Annotated in this window: 15 protein-coding genes; 4 read left to right on the top strand and 11 right to left on the bottom strand. The window is 54.7% G+C overall.

Annotated elements, in window-relative coordinates; genetic code table 11:
• Positions 1-145: 145 nt before the first annotated feature.
• The 10 genes from J5067_RS15885 to J5067_RS15840 form a co-directional block, all read right to left on the bottom strand.
• Positions 146-841, bottom strand: a complete 696-nt coding sequence (locus J5067_RS15885) for an ABC transporter ATP-binding protein (protein WP_264644543.1) — start codon at positions 839-841, stop codon at positions 146-148.
• Positions 834-1,613 (bottom strand): ABC transporter ATP-binding protein, encoded by a 780-nt coding sequence (locus J5067_RS15880; protein ID WP_264651525.1) that lies wholly within the window; start codon positions 1,611-1,613, stop codon positions 834-836. Before J5067_RS15880 ends, J5067_RS15885 begins: the two co-directional genes overlap by 8 nt.
• Positions 1,603-2,646, bottom strand: coding sequence for a branched-chain amino acid ABC transporter permease (locus tag J5067_RS15875; RefSeq protein ID WP_264644541.1), 1,044 nt, complete (start codon positions 2,644-2,646; stop codon positions 1,603-1,605). Before J5067_RS15875 ends, J5067_RS15880 begins: the two co-directional genes overlap by 11 nt.
• Positions 2,646-3,545 (bottom strand): branched-chain amino acid ABC transporter permease, encoded by a 900-nt coding sequence (locus J5067_RS15870; RefSeq protein WP_264623732.1) that lies wholly within the window; start codon positions 3,543-3,545, stop codon positions 2,646-2,648. Before J5067_RS15870 ends, J5067_RS15875 begins: the two co-directional genes overlap by 1 nt.
• A gap of 24 nt (positions 3,546-3,569) precedes the next feature.
• On the bottom strand, positions 3,570-4,706 hold the full coding sequence (locus tag J5067_RS15865) for an ABC transporter substrate-binding protein (RefSeq protein WP_264644540.1): 1,137 nt from the start codon (positions 4,704-4,706) through the stop codon (positions 3,570-3,572).
• 450 nt (positions 4,707-5,156) lie between these two features.
• The gene (locus J5067_RS15860; RefSeq protein ID WP_264644539.1) at positions 5,157-6,185 is read right to left on the bottom strand and encodes a substrate-binding domain-containing protein; all 1,029 of its coding nucleotides are present in this window, start codon (positions 6,183-6,185) and stop codon (positions 5,157-5,159) included.
• Positions 6,186-6,214: 29 nt separating this feature from the next.
• Positions 6,215-7,624, bottom strand: a complete 1,410-nt coding sequence (locus tag J5067_RS15855) for a sucrose-6-phosphate hydrolase (RefSeq protein WP_264651524.1) — start codon at positions 7,622-7,624, stop codon at positions 6,215-6,217.
• Positions 7,624-8,994 (bottom strand): sucrose-specific PTS transporter subunit IIBC, encoded by a 1,371-nt coding sequence (locus J5067_RS15850; RefSeq protein ID WP_264651523.1) that lies wholly within the window; start codon positions 8,992-8,994, stop codon positions 7,624-7,626. Before J5067_RS15850 ends, J5067_RS15855 begins: the two co-directional genes overlap by 1 nt.
• 73 nt (positions 8,995-9,067) lie before the next feature.
• Positions 9,068-10,582, bottom strand: coding sequence for a carbohydrate porin (locus J5067_RS15845; RefSeq protein ID WP_264644536.1), 1,515 nt, complete (start codon positions 10,580-10,582; stop codon positions 9,068-9,070).
• Between the two features lie 163 nt (positions 10,583-10,745).
• Complete coding sequence (locus J5067_RS15840; RefSeq protein ID WP_264651522.1) at positions 10,746-11,672, bottom strand: aminoimidazole riboside kinase; 927 nt, start codon at positions 11,670-11,672, stop codon at positions 10,746-10,748.
• A 488-nt stretch (positions 11,673-12,160) separates the two neighbouring features.
• Here J5067_RS15840 and J5067_RS15835 point away from each other — a divergent pair, with 488 nt between their 5' ends.
• From J5067_RS15835 to rluA, 4 genes are all read left to right on the top strand, one after another.
• On the top strand, positions 12,161-13,735 hold the full coding sequence (locus J5067_RS15835) for a sensor domain-containing diguanylate cyclase (protein WP_264651521.1): 1,575 nt from the start codon (positions 12,161-12,163) through the stop codon (positions 13,733-13,735).
• A gap of 85 nt (positions 13,736-13,820) precedes the next feature.
• On the top strand, positions 13,821-16,208 hold the full coding sequence (locus tag J5067_RS15830; RefSeq protein WP_264651520.1) for a DNA polymerase II: 2,388 nt from the start codon (positions 13,821-13,823) through the stop codon (positions 16,206-16,208).
• Positions 16,209-16,416: 208 nt separating this feature from the next.
• Positions 16,417-19,320, top strand: coding sequence for an RNA polymerase-associated protein RapA (gene rapA, locus J5067_RS15825; protein ID WP_264651519.1), 2,904 nt, complete (start codon positions 16,417-16,419; stop codon positions 19,318-19,320).
• 49 nt (positions 19,321-19,369) lie between these two features.
• On the top strand, positions 19,370-20,023 hold the full coding sequence (gene rluA / locus J5067_RS15820) for a bifunctional tRNA pseudouridine(32) synthase/23S rRNA pseudouridine(746) synthase RluA (RefSeq protein WP_264644531.1): 654 nt from the start codon (positions 19,370-19,372) through the stop codon (positions 20,021-20,023).
• Positions 20,024-20,070: 47 nt separating this feature from the next.
• Here rluA and djlA read toward each other — a convergent pair whose 3' ends face one another.
• Entirely contained in the window at positions 20,071-20,979 is a 909-nt protein-coding gene (gene djlA / locus J5067_RS15815) for a co-chaperone DjlA (protein ID WP_264651518.1), read from the bottom strand.
• Positions 20,980-21,008: the final 29 nt, after the last annotated feature.

The following is a 21,008-nucleotide window of genomic DNA, read 5'->3' as shown; positions in this document are numbered from 1 at the left end:
AAACAGTACGTTGGATAAAGGGGAGAGCATTGTCAGGATCATAGCAGACGGCGTCAATGGCGGGTTTTTCTATACCAACAATTACGGGCAATCTCATGATTTCCGCGTGCGCGGAAATCATGAGTAGACAGGCACTCGCGCAGGGTCATCCCCCGAGATACATCCGTTTCACCTCAGGATTGGCGAGAATATCCGCCGCTACACCGTGCAGCACGATGTTGCCATTCTCCAGCACATAGGCACGATCGGCGATTTTCAATGCCGCCGTCGCGTTCTGTTCCACCAGCAGAATGGTGATATTTTCCTTCTGCAACTGTTTGATAATGTTGAACACCTCACCCACAATCTTCGGTGCCAGCCCGAGACTGGGTTCATCCAGCATCAGCAATACCGGTTCACTCATCAAGGCGCGGGCAATCGCCAGCATCTGTTGTTCACCGCCGCTCATGGTGCCCGCCATCTGATGGCGACGCTCCTTTAAGCGTGGAAACAGGGCGTACATCTTTTCGCACAGATAATGGAAATTGACCGGGTTGTTGTAGGCTCCCATTTTCAGGTTTTCTTCAATGGTCAGGTTGGTGAACACCTTGCGCCCTTCCGGCACCAGCGCCAGCCCTTTGCGCACAATCTGGTGCGTTTGGCTGTGTGTGACCTCTTCATTGAGGAAGGTGACCGTGCCCGACGATTTCACCATGTTCAGAATGCCGCTCAGCGCTGAGGTTTTGCCTGCGCCGTTACTGCCGATCAGCGTAACGATTTCGCTGTTGTTAACCTCGATATCGACGCCTTTCAATCCCTGAATCAACCCGTAAAACACCTGTAGATTTTCGGCCTTAAGCATAGTCGATGTCCCCCAGATAGGCGGCGATCACAGCTTTGTCGTTGATCGCCTCCTGCGTCTTGCCGCTAAACAGCGGTTTGCCGTAGTCCAGCACCATCACGCGTTCACACAGCGTGTTGACAAACGACATGTCATGTTCGATTAACAGCACCGTCAGTTTGAAGTCATCGCGCATTTTGAAAATCAACTGCGCCAGTTCGCTGGTCTCTTTCGGGTTCATGCCTGCGGCGGGTTCATCCAGCAGCAGCAATGACGGCGAGGTCGCCAGTGCGCGGGCGATCTCCACCTTGCGCTGATTGCCGTAGCTGAGGTTAGTGGCCAACGCATTGGCATGCTGGGCGATACCGATATACTCCAGAATCTTCATCGCTTCTTCTTTGGCTTTGCGTTCTGCCGAAAAGAAACGCCCCACGTGCAGTGCCGCTTCGATAAACGAGTAGTGAATCGCGCGGTCGAAACCGATCAGCACGTTCTCCAGCACCGTCATGGAGCCAAACAGGCGGATATTTTGAAAGGTGCGCGCAATCCCCTTGTTAACCACCACGTTGGGTTTAAGCCCGGTGATGGTGGTATCCCCTAAACTGACGCAGCCCGAGGTCGGCTTGTAGTTCGAGGTGATCACGTTGAACATAGTGGTTTTGCCCGCGCCGTTTGGGCCGATAAGCCCAAAGATCTCGGCTTCATTGATGCTGAAACTGACGCCATCAATCGCGCGCAGCCCGCCAAACTGCATCACGACGTTGTCGACGTTAAGAACCGTTTTATTTTCCATGGCGGCGCTTCCTGTTGATTTCCCAAATCTCCTGTTTCCCCAGCAGCCCTTCGCGGGCAAACAGCATAATGATCAGCAACACCAGAGAGAACACCACCATGCGCAAGCCCGGATGCGAGCCCAGATCCTGACCGAACAGGTTGAGCGGCTGATCGAGGAAACGCAGCCATTCACCGCTACCAATCACAATGATGGTGCCGAGGATCGCCCCGGTGGTGCTGCCCAAACCGCCCAGCACGATGATGATCAGCAGTTGGAAGGTCAGCATAAAGTCAAACAGATCGGGAGAAATGATGGTCAGTAACGATGCCAGCAGGCCACCGCCGATACCCTCGAAAAAGGCGCTGGTGGCAAAGGCATAGGTCTTCATGCGGAAGGTGTTGATGCCCATGGCAATCGCCGCATCTTCATCATCACGCACTGCCTTCATGGCACGGCCGTATTTGGAATACACCACCTGCAACACCAGCACGATGGCCGCCAGCGCCACCAACCCACACCAGAACAGCATATTGCTGGCCTGCGGGATCTCATTGATGCCGATGGCACCGTTGGTGATTTGCGGGTTATTGATCGCCAGAATTTTGATAATAAAGCCAAAACCCAGGGTCACAATCGCCAGGTAGTCGCCGCGCACCCGGAACACCGGAAACGAGAGACACACCGCCAGCACCGCAGCACACAGGCCGCTGATCAACAGCGCTGGTAAAAACGAGGTGTGGATAGCCAAAATGAACGGACTGGGCGCGGCCATTTCGTACATGTTGGTTTTGGCATCGGCGGTTAACAGCAAAATCGCGGTCACGTAGGCCCCTACCGCAACAAAGCCGTTTGGCTCCAGCGAGAGCTGGCCGGTGACGCCGTTAATCAGGTTGTAGCTCACCGCCAAGATCATAAAGATGAAGATGTTGCAGATAATGCGAAGGATGTAGTCGTTAAACAGGTTCTGAAAAACGCTCAGCATCAACACACTGACAATCAGCAGCGCGGCGTAACAAAAAAGCTGAGAGAGAGACGTGGCTGGCATTTTCATCAGAAGCGACTCCTTTCCAACCGTTCGTCGCCCATAATGCCGACCGGTCTGAATAACAAAACCAAAATCAAAAACATAAATGCAAAGGCATCTTTATAGCCACCCAGTTCCGGCACGGCAGCAACCGCCACCACTTCGGTGAATCCCAGAATAAAGCCGCCGATCACCGCGCCGGTGACGCTGCCGATCCCGCCGAGTACTGCGGCGGCAAAGGCTTTCAGACCGATCAATACCCCCATCAACGGATCGATGGTGGGATAGCTGGTGGCATAAAAGATCCCGCCGAGTGCCGCCAGCGAGCTGCCGAGTGCAAACACAAACGCGATGATATGGTTGGCATCGATCCCCATCAGGCGCACGGTGTTGACATCAAAGGCCACAGCGCGGATCGCCATACCTTGACGGGTGCGGTAGAGAATGAACAAGATCCCGGCCAGCAATACCAGCGTCACCAGCGGCACAATCCAGGCCACGTTGGTGATGATGATGCTGCCGAAGGTGATAGTGCGGTTGAAAAACGGCGGCGTTTCAAAGAAACGCGGGCTGCCGCCAAACAGCACGTTGAACAGGTTTTCCAAAAAGAAGCTGACACCGATGGCGGTGATCAGCATGGAGATTTTTGACGCGCCGCGCAGTGGCCGATAGGCAATCTGGTCAATACAGACCCCAAGCAGCGCAGAAAACAGCACGGCAAACAGAATTGCTGCCCCGAAGGGCAGCGCAAAATAGGTGGTACCAAACAGGGCAAGAAATGCCCCCACCATCATGATATCGGCATGAGCAAAGTTGATCAGACGCAACACGCCATACACCATGGTATAACCGATGGCGATCAACGCGTACATACTGCCCAAACTCATGCCGTTAACCACCTGTTGGAAGAAAATGGCTGCATCCATTTTTTAATCCTTATTTTCCCGCGATTACGGGTTTACCACCGTTTTGAACGCCAGTTCGCCGTTTTTCACTTCGTTGATCACCGCACTGCGGATGGCGTCGCCATCTTTCAGCGTCAGCGTGCCGGTGATGCCGGTGAAGCCGCTGGTAGCACGGATTTTGTCATTGACACAGACACGATCTTTCGGGTTATCACACTGGTTCATGGCATTGACGATCATCTTGTAGGCATCCGCCGTCATCGCGCCCCAGGTGTGAGTCGGTTCGCTGTATTTTTCCGTCCAGGCCTTGATGAATTTCTCCCCTTCAGGCGTTTGCTCTTTGGCGTTCGGCGAGTAGTAATCGGTGGTCATGTAACCTTCTACCGCATCCTGACCCAGCTTGAAGAACACCGGATCTGCCGCCAGACCGTCACCGCCGACTACCGGTACTTTTAAGCCCAGCTGTTTGGCCTGCACCGCAATCAGCGCGCCTTCGGTGTAGTAGATCGGCATATAAATCATGTCGACATTCTTGGCTTTGACCGAGGAGAGTTGTGCTTTGAAATCTTTGCTGCCCCCCGGAGCCTGCACTTCGATAGGAATGGTGCCGCCGTTTTTCAGGAACTGAGTACGGAACGCTTTGGCGAGGCCAACGGAGTAGTCGTTGCTGCTGTCATACATGATAGCCGCGGTTTTGGCCCCCAGATCGCGCGATGCCAGGTTAGCGCCGACGATGCCCTGGAAGCTGTCTGAGAAGCACACGCGGCTCACATATTGACGGCCACGGGTGACGCGGTCGTTGGTAGCGGTGGGAGAAACCAGCGGGGTTTTGGTGTCTTCCGCCATTTTGGTCATCGCCAGCGTGTTGGTAGAGGTCACTTCACCGATCACTGCGTCGACTTTATCGCTTGAGACCAGACGCTGCATAGCGTTAGCCGCTTCTACCTTGTCGCTCTTATCATCAATAACGATCAGTTTGATGGTATCGCCATTTTTCAGTTTCGGCTCCATGCTGTTTACCAGCTCAACGCCTTTCTGAGAGGGCTGACCATATCCGCTGAGCGGGCCGCTTAACGGTAACACTACGCCGATTTTAATTTCTTCCGCCATCACGTTGGCGGCACCCATGACAGAGGAAACCAATGCTGCTGCTACCGTCAGTTTGACCAGTTTGTGATTCATATCATCGCCTCATCAGTAATAAGAGATTACGTCCCTTTAGTAGAATGGAGCCACAGAGTTGGCCCAGTGCGTCGATCAGTGAGCGTGCCACAGGGATATATTCTGTTAGCGAGAAAAGAATCAGCAACAACTGTGCCAGAAGTAAAAAACGGCAATCAATCAATTGATAAATATGAATAAAACTCAGGAGAGAAGGTGGAAAAGCCGGTCATTGAAAAAGCGCCGTCAAGGACATTGCACCAATTCGATTCGTGCGTGCCAGCTAAAAGTGCAGTGGATGGAAATATAACTTTCTATTAAAAAACAATTAACCTTTTTAGCGCTTATAGACATTTCTCTTATTTGCAAAACCGATAATCACTGAGCCAGTGCTAATTCGTTATCACGTTTATATTTCAACACTGGCAGTATTAATTTGGTTTTTAATTTTTTAATGCTGCAAAAACACCATTAATCCCTATTTTTATTTTCTGCTTCATGTCGCCACTGTAAGGTGGCGGGCAAATAACGTTGCAACGCGGTGGGCTCTTCATCATTAACCAACTGGGTAATCATTTCGAAGCAGTGATAGGCCAGTTGGCGGCAATCCTGTTGCACGGTATCAATACGAATAGACAGCGAATCATACAGATAGTGATCGTCGAAACTCGCCAAATGGATATCGCTATTGAGCAGGTTGTGTTGACTCATATAGCGCAATACCCCCTCTAGCAAACCGCAGGCGGCGGTAAACAAAGCTTTAGGTGGGCGCCCGAGCCGTGCGCACAATGATGCAAACATTTCATAACCGCTGCTGGGGTGGTAATTGCCATGAATAATCCACTCCGGTTTCAGCTCAACACCGGCACGTGCCAACCCCTGGCGAAACCCTTCCAACCGATCTCGCGTTGGCGACAAGCGAGATTGCCCGCCAAGAAAATAAAACTCATCAGGGTGCTGGCGCGCAATACGCTCCACCAGTTGCGCCGTGGGAGTGATGGAATCGGTGATCACCAGCGGTAGCGTGGTGTCATTCATGTGCCTGTCGAACAGCACCACCGGCAGTTGTTCATTAAGCTTAATGTAATCACTGTCGCTCAACATGCTGGAAGCCACAATCAACCCATCTACCTGCCGTGAAACCAGGTTGTTCACCACCACCGTTTCCTGACCGGGATTCTCATCGGTGCAGGAGATCAATAATTGCAGCCCCGCTTCCCGACACAAATTTTCCAGTTCGTGAGAAAAAACCGCAAAACCATAGTTGGTGATTTCCGGCACCACCAGCCCCAGCGTATGGCTACGGTTATCGCGCAGCAGCCGCGCATGAATACTCGGCTGGTAGTGTTGCTGTTGAGCAATGGTAAGCACACGTTCGCGCGTTTCCTGTGCGACACGCAGCTCTTTACCGCGCCCGTTAAGCACCAGACTGGCGGTTGCCTTGGATACTCCCGCCAGCGCGGCGATATCACTAATGGTGATGCGTTTGGTTTTTCTCACAACAGTGCGTCATTTAGTAAAATAATCCCTTATTCTACCATGCATGATCGCAACGACCAGTAGCGCGCTCGCAGATTCGTACCACCGCTCAATGCCAACGTGGCGGGATGCACGGGGAAATAGCGGCTGCTCATCACCCCTTCGCCGCCGTTAATGAAGATTTCTACGCTGGAACGATCGCACAAGATGTGCAGTTCGCGCACATCTCCCGGCCAATAGCGGTATTGCCACTCACCGGTTATCCGGCTAAGCCTTGCCAGACGCAGGCCATCGGATTGCCAGGTGAGTATCAGCGTATCGGCAAAATTGAGCATTATCGGCCCTTGGCTGGCAAGTTCCAGTTCCAGGCTCTGCGCTTCCAGCACTGGGGCGTCATCCGCCAGGCCCTGCCAGTGTTGCTCATCCTCACGTAATCCTTGCAATTCACGTATCGGACGTTGGTAAAGCTTGCCATTGTGTTGCGACAGCTCACGCACGCAGGTCATCTGGTGGATCCAACCCTGCGCGGTGGTGGGTTGAGACATCTCCTCGCCATCCGGTACGCCCATCCATCCCACCAGCAAGCGTCGCCCGTCCGCGCTCAGCGTCGTTTGCGGGGCATAAAACTCGAATCCGGCATCCATTTCCACCAAAGGGCCGTGGCGATAACGGGCCCGATGGTAATCGAGCTCACCAGAGACATAGGCGCTCGGGTAACTGTTGAGAAAACGCGTTTCTTCCCGCGCCACACCCTGCGGGCAGACAATCAGAAAATCGTTATCATCCAGGGTGAATAAGTCCGGGCATTCCCACATGAATCCGGCATCGCCAAGCCCGCCGATGCCGCTGCCGGCGATCTCGCCCAACGGTTGCCACTGCATAAGATCGTCAGAGCGCAGGAGCAACACTTTTCCCTGTTTTTGCTGGTCTTGTGCCCCCAGCACCATGTACCAATGCTGCTGGTGATGCCACACTTTCGGGTCGCGCACGTGGCCGGTGTACCCTTCCGGCAATGGGATAACCGGCCCCAGCTTGTCGAAACCGCCGTGGGCATTTTGTACCGCCAGACACTGCCAGGCCGTGCGCTCACCGTTATCAAACTTGACGTTGCCGGTATAGCACAGTGTCAGCATGCCGTGATTATCCACCGCGCAGCCAGAGTAACAGCCGCTGCGGTCGTACTCGCTGTCCGGCATCAGCGCGATAGGCTCATGCTGCCAGTGCAACAGATCCGGCGAACTCCAATGCCCCCAGCATTTATTGGCATGCTGGCAACCCAGAGGATTCCACTGATAAAACAAGTGATAACGCCCCTGGAAGTGAATAAAGCCATTGGGATCGTTCAGTAATCCGGTCACCGGAGCCAAATGCCAGCCGGGATAGTGACTGTCTTGTTGAGCCCGTGATTGACCTTTCATCACTGCCTGCAAAATGTCAGGCAGCAGAGGCTGTAGCGTCATTACTCTGAATCCGTTTTATAGTTAAGTAGGCAAGAAACCACAAAGGCCGTGCCGAAAGCGATGACCATCCCGATGATATAATTCATCAACGAACTGGCCTGCACGATAGCCATACCCGGTATGCCGGTTAATCCCACCGCCGTCATGTACACATGCACCGAGACCACCCAGGCACCGCCTGCCGCTCCGCCGATCAATGCAGCAATAAACGGCTTCACAAAGCGCAGATTGATACCGAAAATGGCCGCTTCCGTGATGCCTAACAGCGCCGAAAATGCAGAAGGCAGCGCAATCGCTTTGATTTTCGCATCCCGAGTTTTAAACCATACCGCCAGACAAGCGCCGCCCTGCGCCACATTGGCCATTGCCCAAATGGGCAACAAAAAGTTGACGCCAATCGACGGGTTGCCGAGCAGTCCCGCTTCGATGGCATGGAAACTGTGGTGCACCCCGGTAATAACAATAGCGGAATAGAGCCCACCGAACAGCAATCCCGCCAACCAACCGGCGTGCGCGATTAGCGTGCTGAGCACAAACGAGATGCCATCGCCCAGTACACGGCCCGCCGGCCCGATGATCAGCAAGGCAACAAACCCGGAGATAATCACCGTGAGGAAAGGCGTCAGAATCAGATCGAGCGCATCAGGAATCACCCTACGCAATTGCCGCTCCACGACACTCATAAACCACACCGCCAGCAGGACGGGAAAGACCGTGCCCTGATAGCCAATCATCGCTATTTCAATGCCGAAAAAATCCATGGTATGGAAACCGGCAGCAACCCCCCAGGCATTAGTGAGCGCGGGGTGCGTCAAAATGCCCCCAAGCGTAGCCCCGAGATAGGGGTTACCACCCAACTCACGCGCTGCGGTAAAGCCGATCAAAATCGGCAGAATGATAAACGCGGCGGAACTGCACATGTCCAGCATGATATAGAGCGCATTATCCGCGCTCACCCAACCGTAGGTTTTCACCATGCCGAGCAGGCCCATCAGTAAACCGGAGGCGACGATGGCAGGGATAATCGGCACAAAGATGTTAGACAGCAAGCGAGCCACACGCTGGAGCGGGTTCAGTTTACGCGCAGCGATTTTCGCTACGTCGGCTTTGCTGGTTTCACCAATCCCTGCCACCTGAATCAGCGCAGCGTAGACCTTATTGACGATCCCAGTACCGAAGATGACCTGCAACTGTCCGGCGTTACGAAAACACCCTTTAACCCCGTCCACTTTACCGATCGCAGTAGTATCCGCCTTGGCATCTTCCACCAGGACAAGGCGCAGGCGCGTCGCGCAATGCGCGGCGCTGGCAATGTTCTCTTTTCCGCCCAGCAACGGCAACAATGACCGGGCAATCTGTTCAACGTCCATAGCAACCTCTGTGTTTTCATTATTTTCGTTGTCAGTGCCCCTGGCGAAGCCGCCTCCGCCAGGGTGATATCAATCAGAACCAGGTTTCCATCTGTACGCCAAAGTTCCACTCGCCACCGGCGACAAAACCATTGCTGCCAAAGCTATCGCTTTTGGCATAGTTATCCAGCCGGTGGTCCCAATCCATCCAGGTAGCAAACAGACGAATCTCTGGGCGTTTGAGGAATTCGCCAATGTCTCCGGCTTTTAGCGTCGGTGCGACGGTAAGCTTGTAGAAATTACCGCTTACCGCATTGCGACTGTTGTAGCCCTGCGGCCGCAGATCCATATATTGATAGCTGCCTTCATATTGCATTTCAAAGTTACGGGTAATTTCTTGAATAAACCGCAGGTTGAGGGTTGCCCACTCGTAGCTATCCCCTTTTACGTAGCGATCCTTGCTGGTTTGCGCCAACAGCGCGGGCGCGATGTGCCAGCCGCCGCCGAGTGGCGTGATGCCGTAGCTCGCCAGCCGCCAGGTATTCGCCTCTGGCAACAGCGCACCGTCAGAGCCTATCGACTTCACCTCAGCCCCCAACCCGTGCCCATACAGCAACGCAGTCTTGGATGAGCCTTCGCGCACGCCATAGAAACTCTCATTGTGTAACCCCAACAGCGCGTGGACCCCGTTGTTAGCAGCATCGCCTTTCACCAGATGGTTATCCACATCGCGCCGCGCATCGTTATCTTTAGCACGCATACCGCTGACCATCAGTTGAACCGGCCCCTGAAAATGATTGAGGCTGAGAATGTAATTCTGCGCTGTATTCTCACTGTTCTCGATGTCCCCGAAAGTGCGGCCATAAACCGAGAAATTGCTATGCGCGTTCTCATCCAAGCGCATATCGTAGATACCCGCGCCGGTCCCTGCGAGGAATACCACATCGGAATCAATCCAGTGGATATCGAAGTTATCGCGATCGAAGCGTTTCCCCGCCCATACCGTGCTGTCTTTAAACGCCCCGGTGAACGTCGGCAAATGGCCCAGTTCGGTAAACGCCTGACGCAGATTGAGATCGCTGCTGGATGCCGTCCAGTCGTTATAGCTGCGCTGTCCATCGGCCAGCATCACCTTGAATCGGGTAGTGGCACCGCTCGCCAATGTCTGTTTATGTTCAAGGTTTAATTCAACGTAGGTATCCGGCTCGTTGCCCAGACGTCCGACATGACCGCCAGTTTCTCCCGCAGGCGTCACCGAGGGGCCACCTTGCGTTTTTGCCGCTGAATTATTCATCAACAGGCCGGAGCGCGCATAGCCATGAAATTCGAAACCGCCGTTGTCACTGGCCTTTTGCTCCAGCTTGGCCGTGCGCTGTTCAACCTGCGCCGTGGTGGTTTGCGTTTTCTGCTGTACGGTAGCCAGCTCACGCGCCTGCTTTTCCGCCGCATCAGCCCGGTTTTCCGCCATGCTCGCACGCTGCTCCGCAGCCTGAAGTCGCTGCTCCAGCGCCATCAGGCGCGCTTCAATACTGCTCTTGCCTGCATCAGCAATCGCCGTACCTGAGCCCATTAACAAGCCGAGGGTGAGGGTAAGAGTACTTTTTTTCATTATTGTGTCTCCCTAAGGAAGCATATGTATCGGTACATTAATTAGCTAAACCGGTTTAGGTTGAAATCATAGACAGGGTTATTTTTCCCGCGCAATGAAATTTGCTAAACCGGTTTAGTCATTGTGAAGCAAGTCGCAAAATGCCGATCAGATGCAAGGTTCCTCAGGGGAGCTGTTGCTGAAGTTGTTCAAGATAAGGCAGCGCAGTCATTGCGCCTTTTGCTGTGGTTGCCAGTGCACCGCAGAGTTGTGCATAGCTTAGGTGGCGGCTGAGCGCAGTAACGTCATGTGGCAAACCGTGTTCAGCCAATCCCCACAGCAGCCCGGCGACAAAAGCATCTCCAGCGCCCGTAGTGTCCACACTCACCACGGGTCGCGCTGCATAATGGTGAATATCACCGTTAAACCACGCGAGTACGCCAGACTTACCCTGAGTAACCAACAGCAGTCTGATGCCATTTTCCTGCGCAAGCCTGGCCATACTATGCGGTACGTCCTCACTGCCGGATATAAACAACCGTTCCTCTTCCGACAGCTTCACCACATCAGCCAGAGGCAGCGCCTGCCGCAGACACTCTCGCAGTAACGTTTTGTTCGGCCAGAGATCTTCACGGATATTCGGATCGAAACTGACGAAACCGCCCTGGGCGCGCATACGCGTCATCGCGGTATAGGTTGCGGTACGCGATGGCTCGGCAGACAAGGCTATCGAGCAGGTATGCAGCCATTCGCCGCGGTGAAATACCGGCAAATCCGCGGTTTCAAGGAACAGATCGGCACTCGGGCGCACCATAAAGGTAAATGAACGCTCCCCCTGTTCGTCCAAAGCAACAACCACGGTTGAAGTACGGTGCGCGGGATCGCAACGCAGGTAGCGGATATCCACGTGCTCATCGTGTAATGTTTGCTTCATAAAATGGCCAAAGGGATCGTCCCCCACGCGACCAATAAAACAGCTACATCCCTTAAGCCGTGCGATGCCCACGGCCACATTGGCAGGCGCACCGCCGGGGCACTGCAACAAACGTCCCTGACCTTCAGGGAGTAAATCCACCACTGCATCGCCCAGCACCCATACTCTTGCCGTCATGATAGTCTCCTAATAAACCGCAAGCTAAACATTAATTAAAACGGTTTAGCTATGCAATAGACAGACAGAACAACGCGACAAAGGATGAGCTGAAAATTGTGATTTAGATCACAATATACAGAAGGGAGCATTCATGAATTATTATAATAATGAGAGGTAGAACATAATAACGTTTTAATACAACGCCGTGATTATCTAAATTATTTTCACTTCTGCCGTGTTCAAAAAGTGTTACGTTTGTTACCGATAAATGACGCTTTTGCACCATTTTCTCGCTTCGCGATAATAGCAGGATTGATGCAATTCAAATTATTTCCTATCTGACAGATTTTAAATAAAAAATGGCATCCACACCTGGGTTATCGAAACACATTGGCGGCAAAGTAAAACAGCAATAATGCCCCCGTCCCAGCAAAAGAGAAGGTATACATAATAGGCAACAACCCTTATCATGAATAACCTTTTCGCCAGGCTTTTTGTCCCTATTTATGTCTTCTAGCGTATTTCACCATGTCGGATTACGCCGTTTAATCCTTCTATTGGCGGTAATGAGTGCCCTGATCACGCTCGCGAATAGCTTTTACGCCACCTACCGCGTGCAGCGCGATCTGTTGATTACCAATACGCTGGAATCAAACCGGGTTTACGCCAGCAAGCTGGCCGCCGAAACGCAGATCTTTTTTGAGAATGCGCAACAGCAGTTGGCCTACAGCGCCACGATCCTGGCAGAAGACTTTAGCGACACGGTCAATCTGGTGCAAGAATCCGATCGGCTACGTTTGCAAACCCACAGTTTTAATTCGGTGCTGGTGGCGGATGCCAAAGGCGTGGTGCGCGCCACCTCGCCGGATACCTTCCAGCTTATCGGACAAAAGCTGACGACCGAAGGCGCACTGGCGGCGCTGAAAGAGCGCGTGCCGCTGATCAGCCAACCCTATATCTCTGCGGCGGAAAATCTGATTGTCTTGATATCCAGCCCAATTTTCGATCGGTCCGGGCGCTATCTGGGGTTTGTTGGTGGTTCTATCTATCTGAAAAAAACCAGCATCCTGAATACCCTGCTCGGGCAACACTACTACCGTGACGGCTCCTATATTTACGTCACCGACAGCCAGCGGCGCATGCTCTATCACAGAGACAACGTGCGTATAGGGCAAACGGAAACCAACAATTTGGTGGTCCCCCATCAAGGCCCGACCAACGGCAGCCAGCAGATGGTGAACTACGTCGGTGAAAAGATGCTGGCAGGTTTTGCTATCGTTCCGGCCACCGGCTGGGAAGTTGTCGCGCTGCGGCCAACGTTAGAGACGCTGAAGCCACTCGATGGCCTGATGCTTAACGTGCTGCGTCATACGCTACCGATGGCGTTGCTGACCATTTTGTGCGTTTGGCTGCTGGCCCGTTTGATTGCCCAGCCGCTGTGGTTGCTGGCGCGCAGCGCCAATAAGATGGATGCCAACGACATCTCTGAAGACATCAACAAGATCTCATCCTGGTATTTTGAGGCGACACAGCTCAAACAGGCCATGCTGATTGGCATCAATCTGTTACAGCAAAAGATTGGCAAGCTGCGTTTCGAAGCGCAAACCGATCCCATGACCGGCCTGTACAACCGCCGCGGACTGGATACCATTCTGAAGTATTGGCAGACCCTGCACCGGGATTTCGCCATTATCGCGCTGGACATCGACCATTTTAAACGGGTTAACGACACCTTCGGTCATGACACGGGGGATGCGGTCATCACGTTTATCGCAGAACAGTTAAGAACCGGTTCTCGCGACAGCGATATTTTGTGCCGCAGCGGCGGCGAGGAATTTTTAGTGCTGCTCCCGGAAACGTCGCAGGATATTGCCGAGCAGATCGCCGAACGGTTGCGCACCAGCACGGAGGCAATGGCATCGCCTGCGGGTAACATCACCATTTCACTGGGTGTTTCCCTGTGGCGCGCGGACAAGAACGGCGATTTTACCATCGACCAGGCGCTCAAGCTGGCCGATAAGGCGCTCTATCGCGCCAAGCAGGAAGGCCGTAATCGTGTGGTGCTGGCTCCGGGTGCTTGAAGATAGCGGGTGTGAAGATAACACTAGACTATAACTGTATATATAACCATACTTAATACTTCTCTCTTGGCTGAGGTATTCAAGCGTGGCGCAGGCGTCTCAGGGGTTTATTCTTACCCGCCACTGGCGTGACACCCCCGCTGGCATTCAGATTGATCTCTGGCTCGCCACCGACGGTGGTCCGGTGCTGGTTGCTTTGCCACCTCAACACGCGGTGGCCTTCATTCCCGCGCAGCAGCAGGCGCGCGCTGAAGTGCTGCTGAATGCCGATACCTCCGCGCCGCGTAAGCAGCGTCCCCCCTCGTTGCGCCCCCTGACCCTGCATGATTTTCACCATCAGCCGCTGCTGGGCCTCTATTGCTCCCATTATCGCCAACTGCTGGCGCTGGAAAAGCGATTACAGGAAGCGGGCATTACCGTTTATGAAGCCGACATCCGCCCGCCCGATCGTTATCTGATGGAGCGCTTTATCACCGCACCGGTGTGGTTCAGCGGTCAACCCGCCGGGCCGAACGCGGTGGTTCAAGCCCAGATGAAGCCCTGCCCTGACTATCGACCCCGGTTAAAACTGGTGTCGCTGGATATCGAAACCAGCCGCCATGGCGAGCTTTACTGCATCGGGCTGGAAGGGTGCGGACAGCGTCAGGTGTATATGCTGGGGCCAGAACCCGACGATGCGCCGCCTGCGCCTGAATTTGCGCTGGAATATGTCAACAGTCGCCCGCAATTGCTGGAGAAACTTAACGCCTGGTTTGCAGAGCACGATCCCGATGTGATCATCGGTTGGAATCTGGTGCAGTTTGACCTGCGCGTGCTGCAAAAACACGCCGAGCGTTATCGCATCCCGCTGCGCTTGGGGCGCGGCAATCAGGAACTGGAGTGGCGCGAGCACGGATTCAAACAGGGGCATTTCTTTGCCAGTACGCCAGGGCGGCTGATCGTAGACGGCATTGATGCCTTGAAATCTGCTACCTGGAATTTTCCCTCGTTCAGTCTGGAGTACGTGTCCCAGACGCTGCTGGGCGAAGGTAAACTGTCGGATAATCCTTACCAGCGCATGGATGAAATCGAGCAGCGTTTTGCGCACGACAAACCCGCTCTCGCCCGCTATAACCTTCAGGACTGCGAGCTGGTCACGCGCATTTTTGAAAAAACCGATCTGATGTCGTTCCTGCTGGAGCGCGCCACCGTCACCGGATTGGCGGCGGATCGCAGCGGCGGGTCGGTCGCCGCATTCAGCCACCTGTATCTGCCGCGCATGCATCGTCTTGGTTACGTAGCTCCCAATCTGGGTGAGGTTGCCGTGGAGGCAAGCCCTGGCGGCTTTGTGATGGATTCAGCGCCTGGGCTGTATGACTCGGTGTTGGTGCTTGATTATAAAAGCCTGTATCCCTCGATCATCCGTACCTTTCTGATCGACCCGGTGGGGCTGGTTTGCGGCATGCAGCAGCCGGATGACGATGCTTCGGTGCCCGGCTTTCGCGGCGCTCGCTTCTCGCGCCAGCAGCACTGTCTGCCCGCCATTGTCGAGCAGATTTGGCAGGGGCGTGATGCCGCCAAGCGCGCCGGAAATAAACCGCTGTCGCAGGCGCTGAAAATCATCATGAACGCCTTCTATGGCGTGCTGGGGGCTAGCGGCTGCCGTTTCTTCGATCCGCGTCTGGCCTCCTCTATCACCCTGCGCGGCCACGAGATCATGCAGCAAACCCGCGCCTTGATTGAGGCGCAGGGCTATCAGGTGATCTACGGTGATACCGACTCCACCTTTGTCTGGCTGAAACGCGCGCACGATAATGATGAGGCCATCGAGATAGGCCGTAAGCTGGCCCAGTTGGTCAATCACTGGTGGCAAAACCACCTGCAACAAACAGTAGGGCTGACCAGCGCGCTTGAGCTGCAATTTGAAACCCACTATTGCCGCTTTCTGATGCCGACCATTCGCGGTGCGGAACAGGGCAGCAAGAAGCGCTATGCGGGTATGGCGCAGACGCCTGACGGGGAAAAAATCGTCTACAAAGGGCTGGAAACGGTACGCACCGATTGGACCCCGCTGGCGCAGCAGTTTCAGCAACAGCTGTATGCGCGTATTTTCCGCCAGCAGCCTTATCAAACCTGGCTGCGTGAATATGTCGAAAAAACCCTGAACGGCGAGTTTGACGATCTGCTTGTCTACCGTAAACGACTGCGTCGCCCGCTCAGTGATTACCAGAAAAACGTACCGCCGCACGTGCGTGCCGCCCGACTCGCTGACGACTACAACCGCCAGATAGGTCGCCCACTTCAATACCAGAACGGCGGTTGGATCAGCTATGTGATGACGCAGAGCGGCCCGGAGCCGATGGAAACCCGCCACTCGACGCTGGACTATACTCACTATGTTGAGCGCCAACTGCAACCGGTGGCCGATGCCATCCTGCCGTTTTTACAGGATGATTTTTCCAGCCTGATTACCGGCCAGATGGGATTATTTTAAGCGTTGAATGGATGACGAATGCCGCGCCTTCCATTACCATACACCCCTTTCAATACTCTAAATAATTCGCGTTGCAGAAAGGCGGGGATCTGCCTGACTGAAAACGGGTATGCATTACCACCACTAACCATTCATCTCCAAAGGGATTAACGACAGGCTTTTCCCTGTCCGACATGCCCGACAATGACAAATATCGAGCTACGAATTTATGCTTTTTACACTTGGTCAACGCTGGATCAGCGATACGGAAAGCGAGCTGGGACTGGGCACGGTTGTTGCTCTGGATGTACGCATGGTCACACTGCTTTTTCCCGCAAGCGGAGAAAACCGCCTCTATTCAAGAAGCGATGCCCCGATTACTCGTGTCATGTTTAATTCTGGCGATACCGTCACCAGCCACGAAGGCTGGCAGCTCAGCGTCACTGAAACCCGCGACGAAAACGGGTTGATCGTGTATATCGGTGAACGCCTTGATGACGGCACCCCGGCAGAACTGCGCGAAGTGATGCTGGACAGCAAGTTGACCTTTAATAAGCCGCAGGATCGCCTGTTTGCCGGGCAGATCGATCGTATGGATCGTTTTGCCCTGCGCTATCGCACGCGTTTACACCAACAGGCTCAGGCGTTGCAGCCTTGGGGCGGCCTGCGCGGCATGCGCGCCAGCCTGATCCCTCACCAGTTGCACATTGCGCGCGAAGTGGGTCAGCGCCACGCGCCACGCGTGCTGCTGGCCGATGAAGTGGGTCTGGGCAAGACCATTGAAGCCGGGATGGTTATCCACCAGCAACTGTTGGCCGGGCGCGCTGAACGCGTGCTGATCGTGGTGCCGGAAACCCTGCAACATCAGTGGCTGGTGGAGATGCTGCGCCGCTTTAACTTGCTGTTTTCCCTGTTTGATGATGAGCGTTATGCCGAGGCCAGACTCGACAGCAGCAACCCGTTTGAAACCGAGCAGTTGATCATCTGCTCCCTACGTTTTGTTCAGAAAAATGCGGCGCGCTTTGAACAATTGCTGGCGGCACATTGGGATTTGCTGGTAGTCGATGAAGCACATCACCTCTCCTGGAGCGAAGCCGCTCCTAGCCCTGAATATCAGGCGATTGAACAGCTGGCACAGCGCATTCCTGCCGTGCTGCTGCTGACGGCAACCCCTGAGCAGCTCGGTCAGGAGAGCCACTTTGCTCGTTTGCGGCTGTTAGATCCAAACCGTTTCCACGACTACCGTGAATTCGTAAAAGAGCAGCAGCAGTATCGTCCGGTGGCAGATGCGGTTGCGCTACTGCTTGCCGGTGAAAACCTCAGCAAAGATGAGATGAACCTGCTCACCGAACTGCTGAGCGAGCAAGACTGCGAACCGCTGCTCAAAGCGGTCAATAGCGACACCGACGATCGCCAAACGGCGCGTCAGGAACTGATCGCCATGCTGATGGACAGGCACGGCACCAGCCGCGTGCTGTTCCGCAATACGCGCCAAGGCGTAAAAGGCTTCCCGCAGCGGGTGCTGCATCAGATCAAGTTACCGCTGCCCGCGCAATACCAGACCGCCATTAAAGTTTCCGGCATCATGAGCGGCGGTAAAACGCCGGAAGCACGCGCGCGCGACATGCTGTACCCGGAGCAGATTTACCAAATGCTGGAAGGGGACGATGCCACCTGGTGGAACTTCGATCCGCGCGTTGAGTGGCTGCTCGGCTACCTGACCGCCAATCGTGACAAAAAAATATTGGTGATTTGCGCCAAAGCGGCCACCGCCTTGCAGCTTGAGCAGGTGCTGCGCACGCGTGAAGCGATTCGCGCCGCCGTCTTCCACGAAGGGTTGTCTATCCTTGAGCGCGATCGCGCAGCGGCCTATTTTGCCTCGGAAGAGGATGGCGCACAGGTGCTGATCTGCTCGGAGATCGGCTCTGAAGGACGCAACTTCCAGTTCGCCAGCCATCTGATCATGTTCGATCTGCCGTTTAATCCGGATCTGCTGGAGCAGCGTATCGGACGTCTGGATCGTATCGGACAAACGCAAGAAATTCAGGTGCTGGTGCCCTATCTGGAAAACACCGCGCAGGCGCTGCTGGTGCGTTGGTATCACGAAGGGCTCGATGCCTTCGAACATACCTGCCCAACGGGCCGCACCATTTATGATGCCCATTACAGCACGCTGATTGAGCGCCTGAGCGCTCCCGGTGAAAGCGACGGGCTGGATGAGTTTATTCATGCCTGCCGTCAACAGCATGATGCGCTGAAAGCACAGCTCGAACTCGGCCGCGACCGCCTGTTGGAAATGCACTCTAACGGCGGTGAAGCCGCGCAGGGGCTCGCCCAATCCATCGCGGAACAGGACAACGACGTTAACCTGGTCACTTTCGCCCTGAATCTGTTCGATATCGTCGGCGTGAATCAGGAAGATCGCAGCGATAATCTGATTATTCTGACGCCTTCCGATCATATGCTGGTGCCGGATTTTCCCGGCTTGCCGCAGGATGGCTGCACCATCACCTTCGAACGTGAGCAGGCGCTGTCGCGGGAAGATGCACAGTTTGTCAGTTGGGAACATCCGCTGATCCGCAACGGCATGGATCTGATTTTGTCCGGCGATACCGGTAGCTGTGCCGTTTCATTGCTGAAAAATAAAGCGCTGCCCGTGGGGACGCTGCTGGCTGAACTGGTCTACGTGGTGGAAGCACAGGCACCGAAACAGTTGCAGTTGACGCGCTTCCTGCCGCCCACACCGCTGCGTTTACTGATGGATCGCACCGGTAAAAATCTGGCACCGCAGGTCGAGTTTGAAAGCTTTAACCGCCAGCTCAACGCGGTGAACCGTCATACTTCCAGCAAGTTGGTGAACGCCGTGCAGGCTGACGTCCACAGTATGTTGCAACAGGCCGAACCGCTGGTTGCCGCTCAGGCGCAGCAGTTGATTATCGAGGCGCAACAGCAGGCCGATCTGCAACTGCGCCGCGAACGCGAACGTCTGGAAGCCCTGAAAGCGGTCAACCCGAACATCCGTGACGATGAGTTGCTGGCGCTGGAAACACAGCGGGAGCAGGTATTGCTCAATCTGCATCAGGCCAACTGGCGACTGGATGCCATTCGTTTGGTGGTGGTCTCTCACCAGTAGTCAATAATGCCAGCGGCAACGGCCCTCCGTTGCCGCCGCAGGAGCCATCATGGAACCCTATAACCCGCCCCTCGATCCCTGGCTGCACGTGCTGTATCAGGATCAACACATTATTGTGGTCAACAAGCCCAGCGGCTTGCTCTCCGTGCCCGGCAGAGCGCCTGAGCACCACGACAGCACGATGAGCCGCATTCAGCGGGATTTTCCCCACGCGGAATCCGTGCATCGTCTCGATATGGCCACCAGCGGTGTGATTGCCGTGGCGTTGACCAAAGCGGCCGAGCGGGAGCTGAAACGCCAGTTTCGCGAACGTGAACCCAAAAAATCCTATATCGCACGCGTATGGGGATGGCTGGAGCACGATGAAGGATTGATCGATCTGCCACTGATTTGCGACTGGCCCAATCGCCCAAAACAGAAGGTCTGTTTTGAAGAAGGGAAACCGGCGCAAACCCAGTATCAGGTTCTGGCACGCGAGGCCGATGGCACCACGCGCGTGAAGCTGATGCCGATTACCGGGCGTTCACACCAATTGCGTGTGCACCTGCTGGCACTCGGACACCCGATCCTCGGTGATGGTTTTTACGCTCACCCTGAAGCCAAAGCGCTGGCACCGCGTCTGCTGCTGCACGCGCAGGAACTGGCTATCACGCACCCTGCTTTTGGTACACCGATACATTTTCGCTGTGAGCCTGATTTCTGATTTTTAGGGTAATCGTCGAGAAAAACGTGGGAAAAACCGGAGAGGGGTTACTTGGCGACGTGGCTGCTCTTCAAAAATTCATAGGCCGCCTGAATGTCTTGCGCCTTGCGTTTTGCCATGTCCATCATGCGCGGAGAGAGCCCCTTGCCCGCCAGTTTATCGGGATGGTGCTCGTTCATCAGTTTACGATAAGCGCGTTTTACCGTAGCGGCATCATCACTGGTGCGCACGCCCAGCGTGCGGCAGGCACTCTCAAGCGTAGGCCCGCGCGTATAAGGTGGCTGCTGACGCTGCCCGCCCTGCGATTGCCCGCCATACGACTGTCCGCCGTAGGATTGATTGCGGCGCTGGTAGGATTTGCCATTCTGCCTCGATTGATGTTGCTTCGATTGGCCCTGTTGCTGCTGAGACTGGCGCTGCTGCCCTTCCATATGGCGCATGAAAAACTCGAACTGTTCACGCGTCACGCCCAGTTCATCCGCAAACACGTACAGTAACCGGCGTTCGTTCGGGTGCAGTGCACCGTCGTTAAACGCGACCTGAAGTTGGATATCAAGAAACATTCTGATCATATCGAAGCGACCCAGGCAGGCATCGCGCAGCTTACGCAGCTTGGTGCGTACCGGGAACGCATTGGATTTCCCTTCACGAAAGGCCTTCTGCGCCGCCAGACGTGCCTCACCAAACAGCTCCAGCCGGTCCATCATCAAGGTGGCAGCATGAATATCCGCTTCGGTGACGCGTCCTTTGGATTTGGTCAGGTGCCCCATGGCCTGAAAGGTGGTGAGAAAAAACAGCGACTGTCGGGTAGACTGTGCGGAGAAAAAATCACGGCGACGCGCAGCCCTGGCTCGATCAACCATATGGCCCATCAGCACGCCCGTAATCACTCCCCACACGCCGCCGCCGGACATAATACCCAGTATCAAGCCCAGCAACTTGCCCCAATAGCGCATATACTTCCTCAAATCCTCATGCCGTCGGC

The organism is Candidatus Symbiopectobacterium sp. NZEC151 (assembly GCF_025962655.1).
In the GTDB taxonomy this organism is placed as follows: domain Bacteria; phylum Pseudomonadota; class Gammaproteobacteria; order Enterobacterales; family Enterobacteriaceae; genus Symbiopectobacterium.
The sequence above is the reverse complement of the archived record's forward strand: the minus strand, read 5'-3'. Positions and strand labels throughout refer to the sequence as shown.

What these genes read in the sequence shown, in the direction of transcription:
- J5067_RS15885 (WP_264644543.1), bottom strand. Translation starts at nt 841, where the DNA reads ATGCTTAAGGCCGAAAATCTACAGGTGTTTTACGGGTTGATTCAGGGA.
- J5067_RS15880 (WP_264651525.1), bottom strand. Translation starts at nt 1,613, where the DNA reads ATGGAAAATAAAACGGTTCTTAACGTCGACAACGTCGTGATGCAGTTT.
- J5067_RS15875 (WP_264644541.1), bottom strand. Translation starts at nt 2,646, where the DNA reads ATGAAAATGCCAGCCACGTCTCTCTCTCAGCTTTTTTGTTACGCCGCG.
- J5067_RS15870 (WP_264623732.1), bottom strand. Translation starts at nt 3,545, where the DNA reads ATGGATGCAGCCATTTTCTTCCAACAGGTGGTTAACGGCATGAGTTTG.
- J5067_RS15865 (WP_264644540.1), bottom strand. Translation starts at nt 4,706, where the DNA reads ATGAATCACAAACTGGTCAAACTGACGGTAGCAGCAGCATTGGTTTCC.
- J5067_RS15855 (WP_264651524.1), bottom strand. Translation starts at nt 7,624, where the DNA reads ATGACGCTACAGCCTCTGCTGCCTGACATTTTGCAGGCAGTGATGAAA.
- J5067_RS15850 (WP_264651523.1), bottom strand. Translation starts at nt 8,994, where the DNA reads ATGGACGTTGAACAGATTGCCCGGTCATTGTTGCCGTTGCTGGGCGGA.
- J5067_RS15845 (WP_264644536.1), bottom strand. Translation starts at nt 10,582, where the DNA reads ATGAAAAAAAGTACTCTTACCCTCACCCTCGGCTTGTTAATGGGCTCA.
- J5067_RS15840 (WP_264651522.1), bottom strand. Translation starts at nt 11,672, where the DNA reads ATGACGGCAAGAGTATGGGTGCTGGGCGATGCAGTGGTGGATTTACTC.
- J5067_RS15835 (WP_264651521.1), top strand. Translation starts at nt 12,161, where the DNA reads ATGTCTTCTAGCGTATTTCACCATGTCGGATTACGCCGTTTAATCCTT.
- rapA (WP_264651519.1), top strand. Translation starts at nt 16,417, where the DNA reads ATGCTTTTTACACTTGGTCAACGCTGGATCAGCGATACGGAAAGCGAG.
- rluA (WP_264644531.1), top strand. Translation starts at nt 19,370, where the DNA reads ATGGAACCCTATAACCCGCCCCTCGATCCCTGGCTGCACGTGCTGTAT.
- djlA (WP_264651518.1), bottom strand. Translation starts at nt 20,979, where the DNA reads ATGCGCTATTGGGGCAAGTTGCTGGGCTTGATACTGGGTATTATGTCC.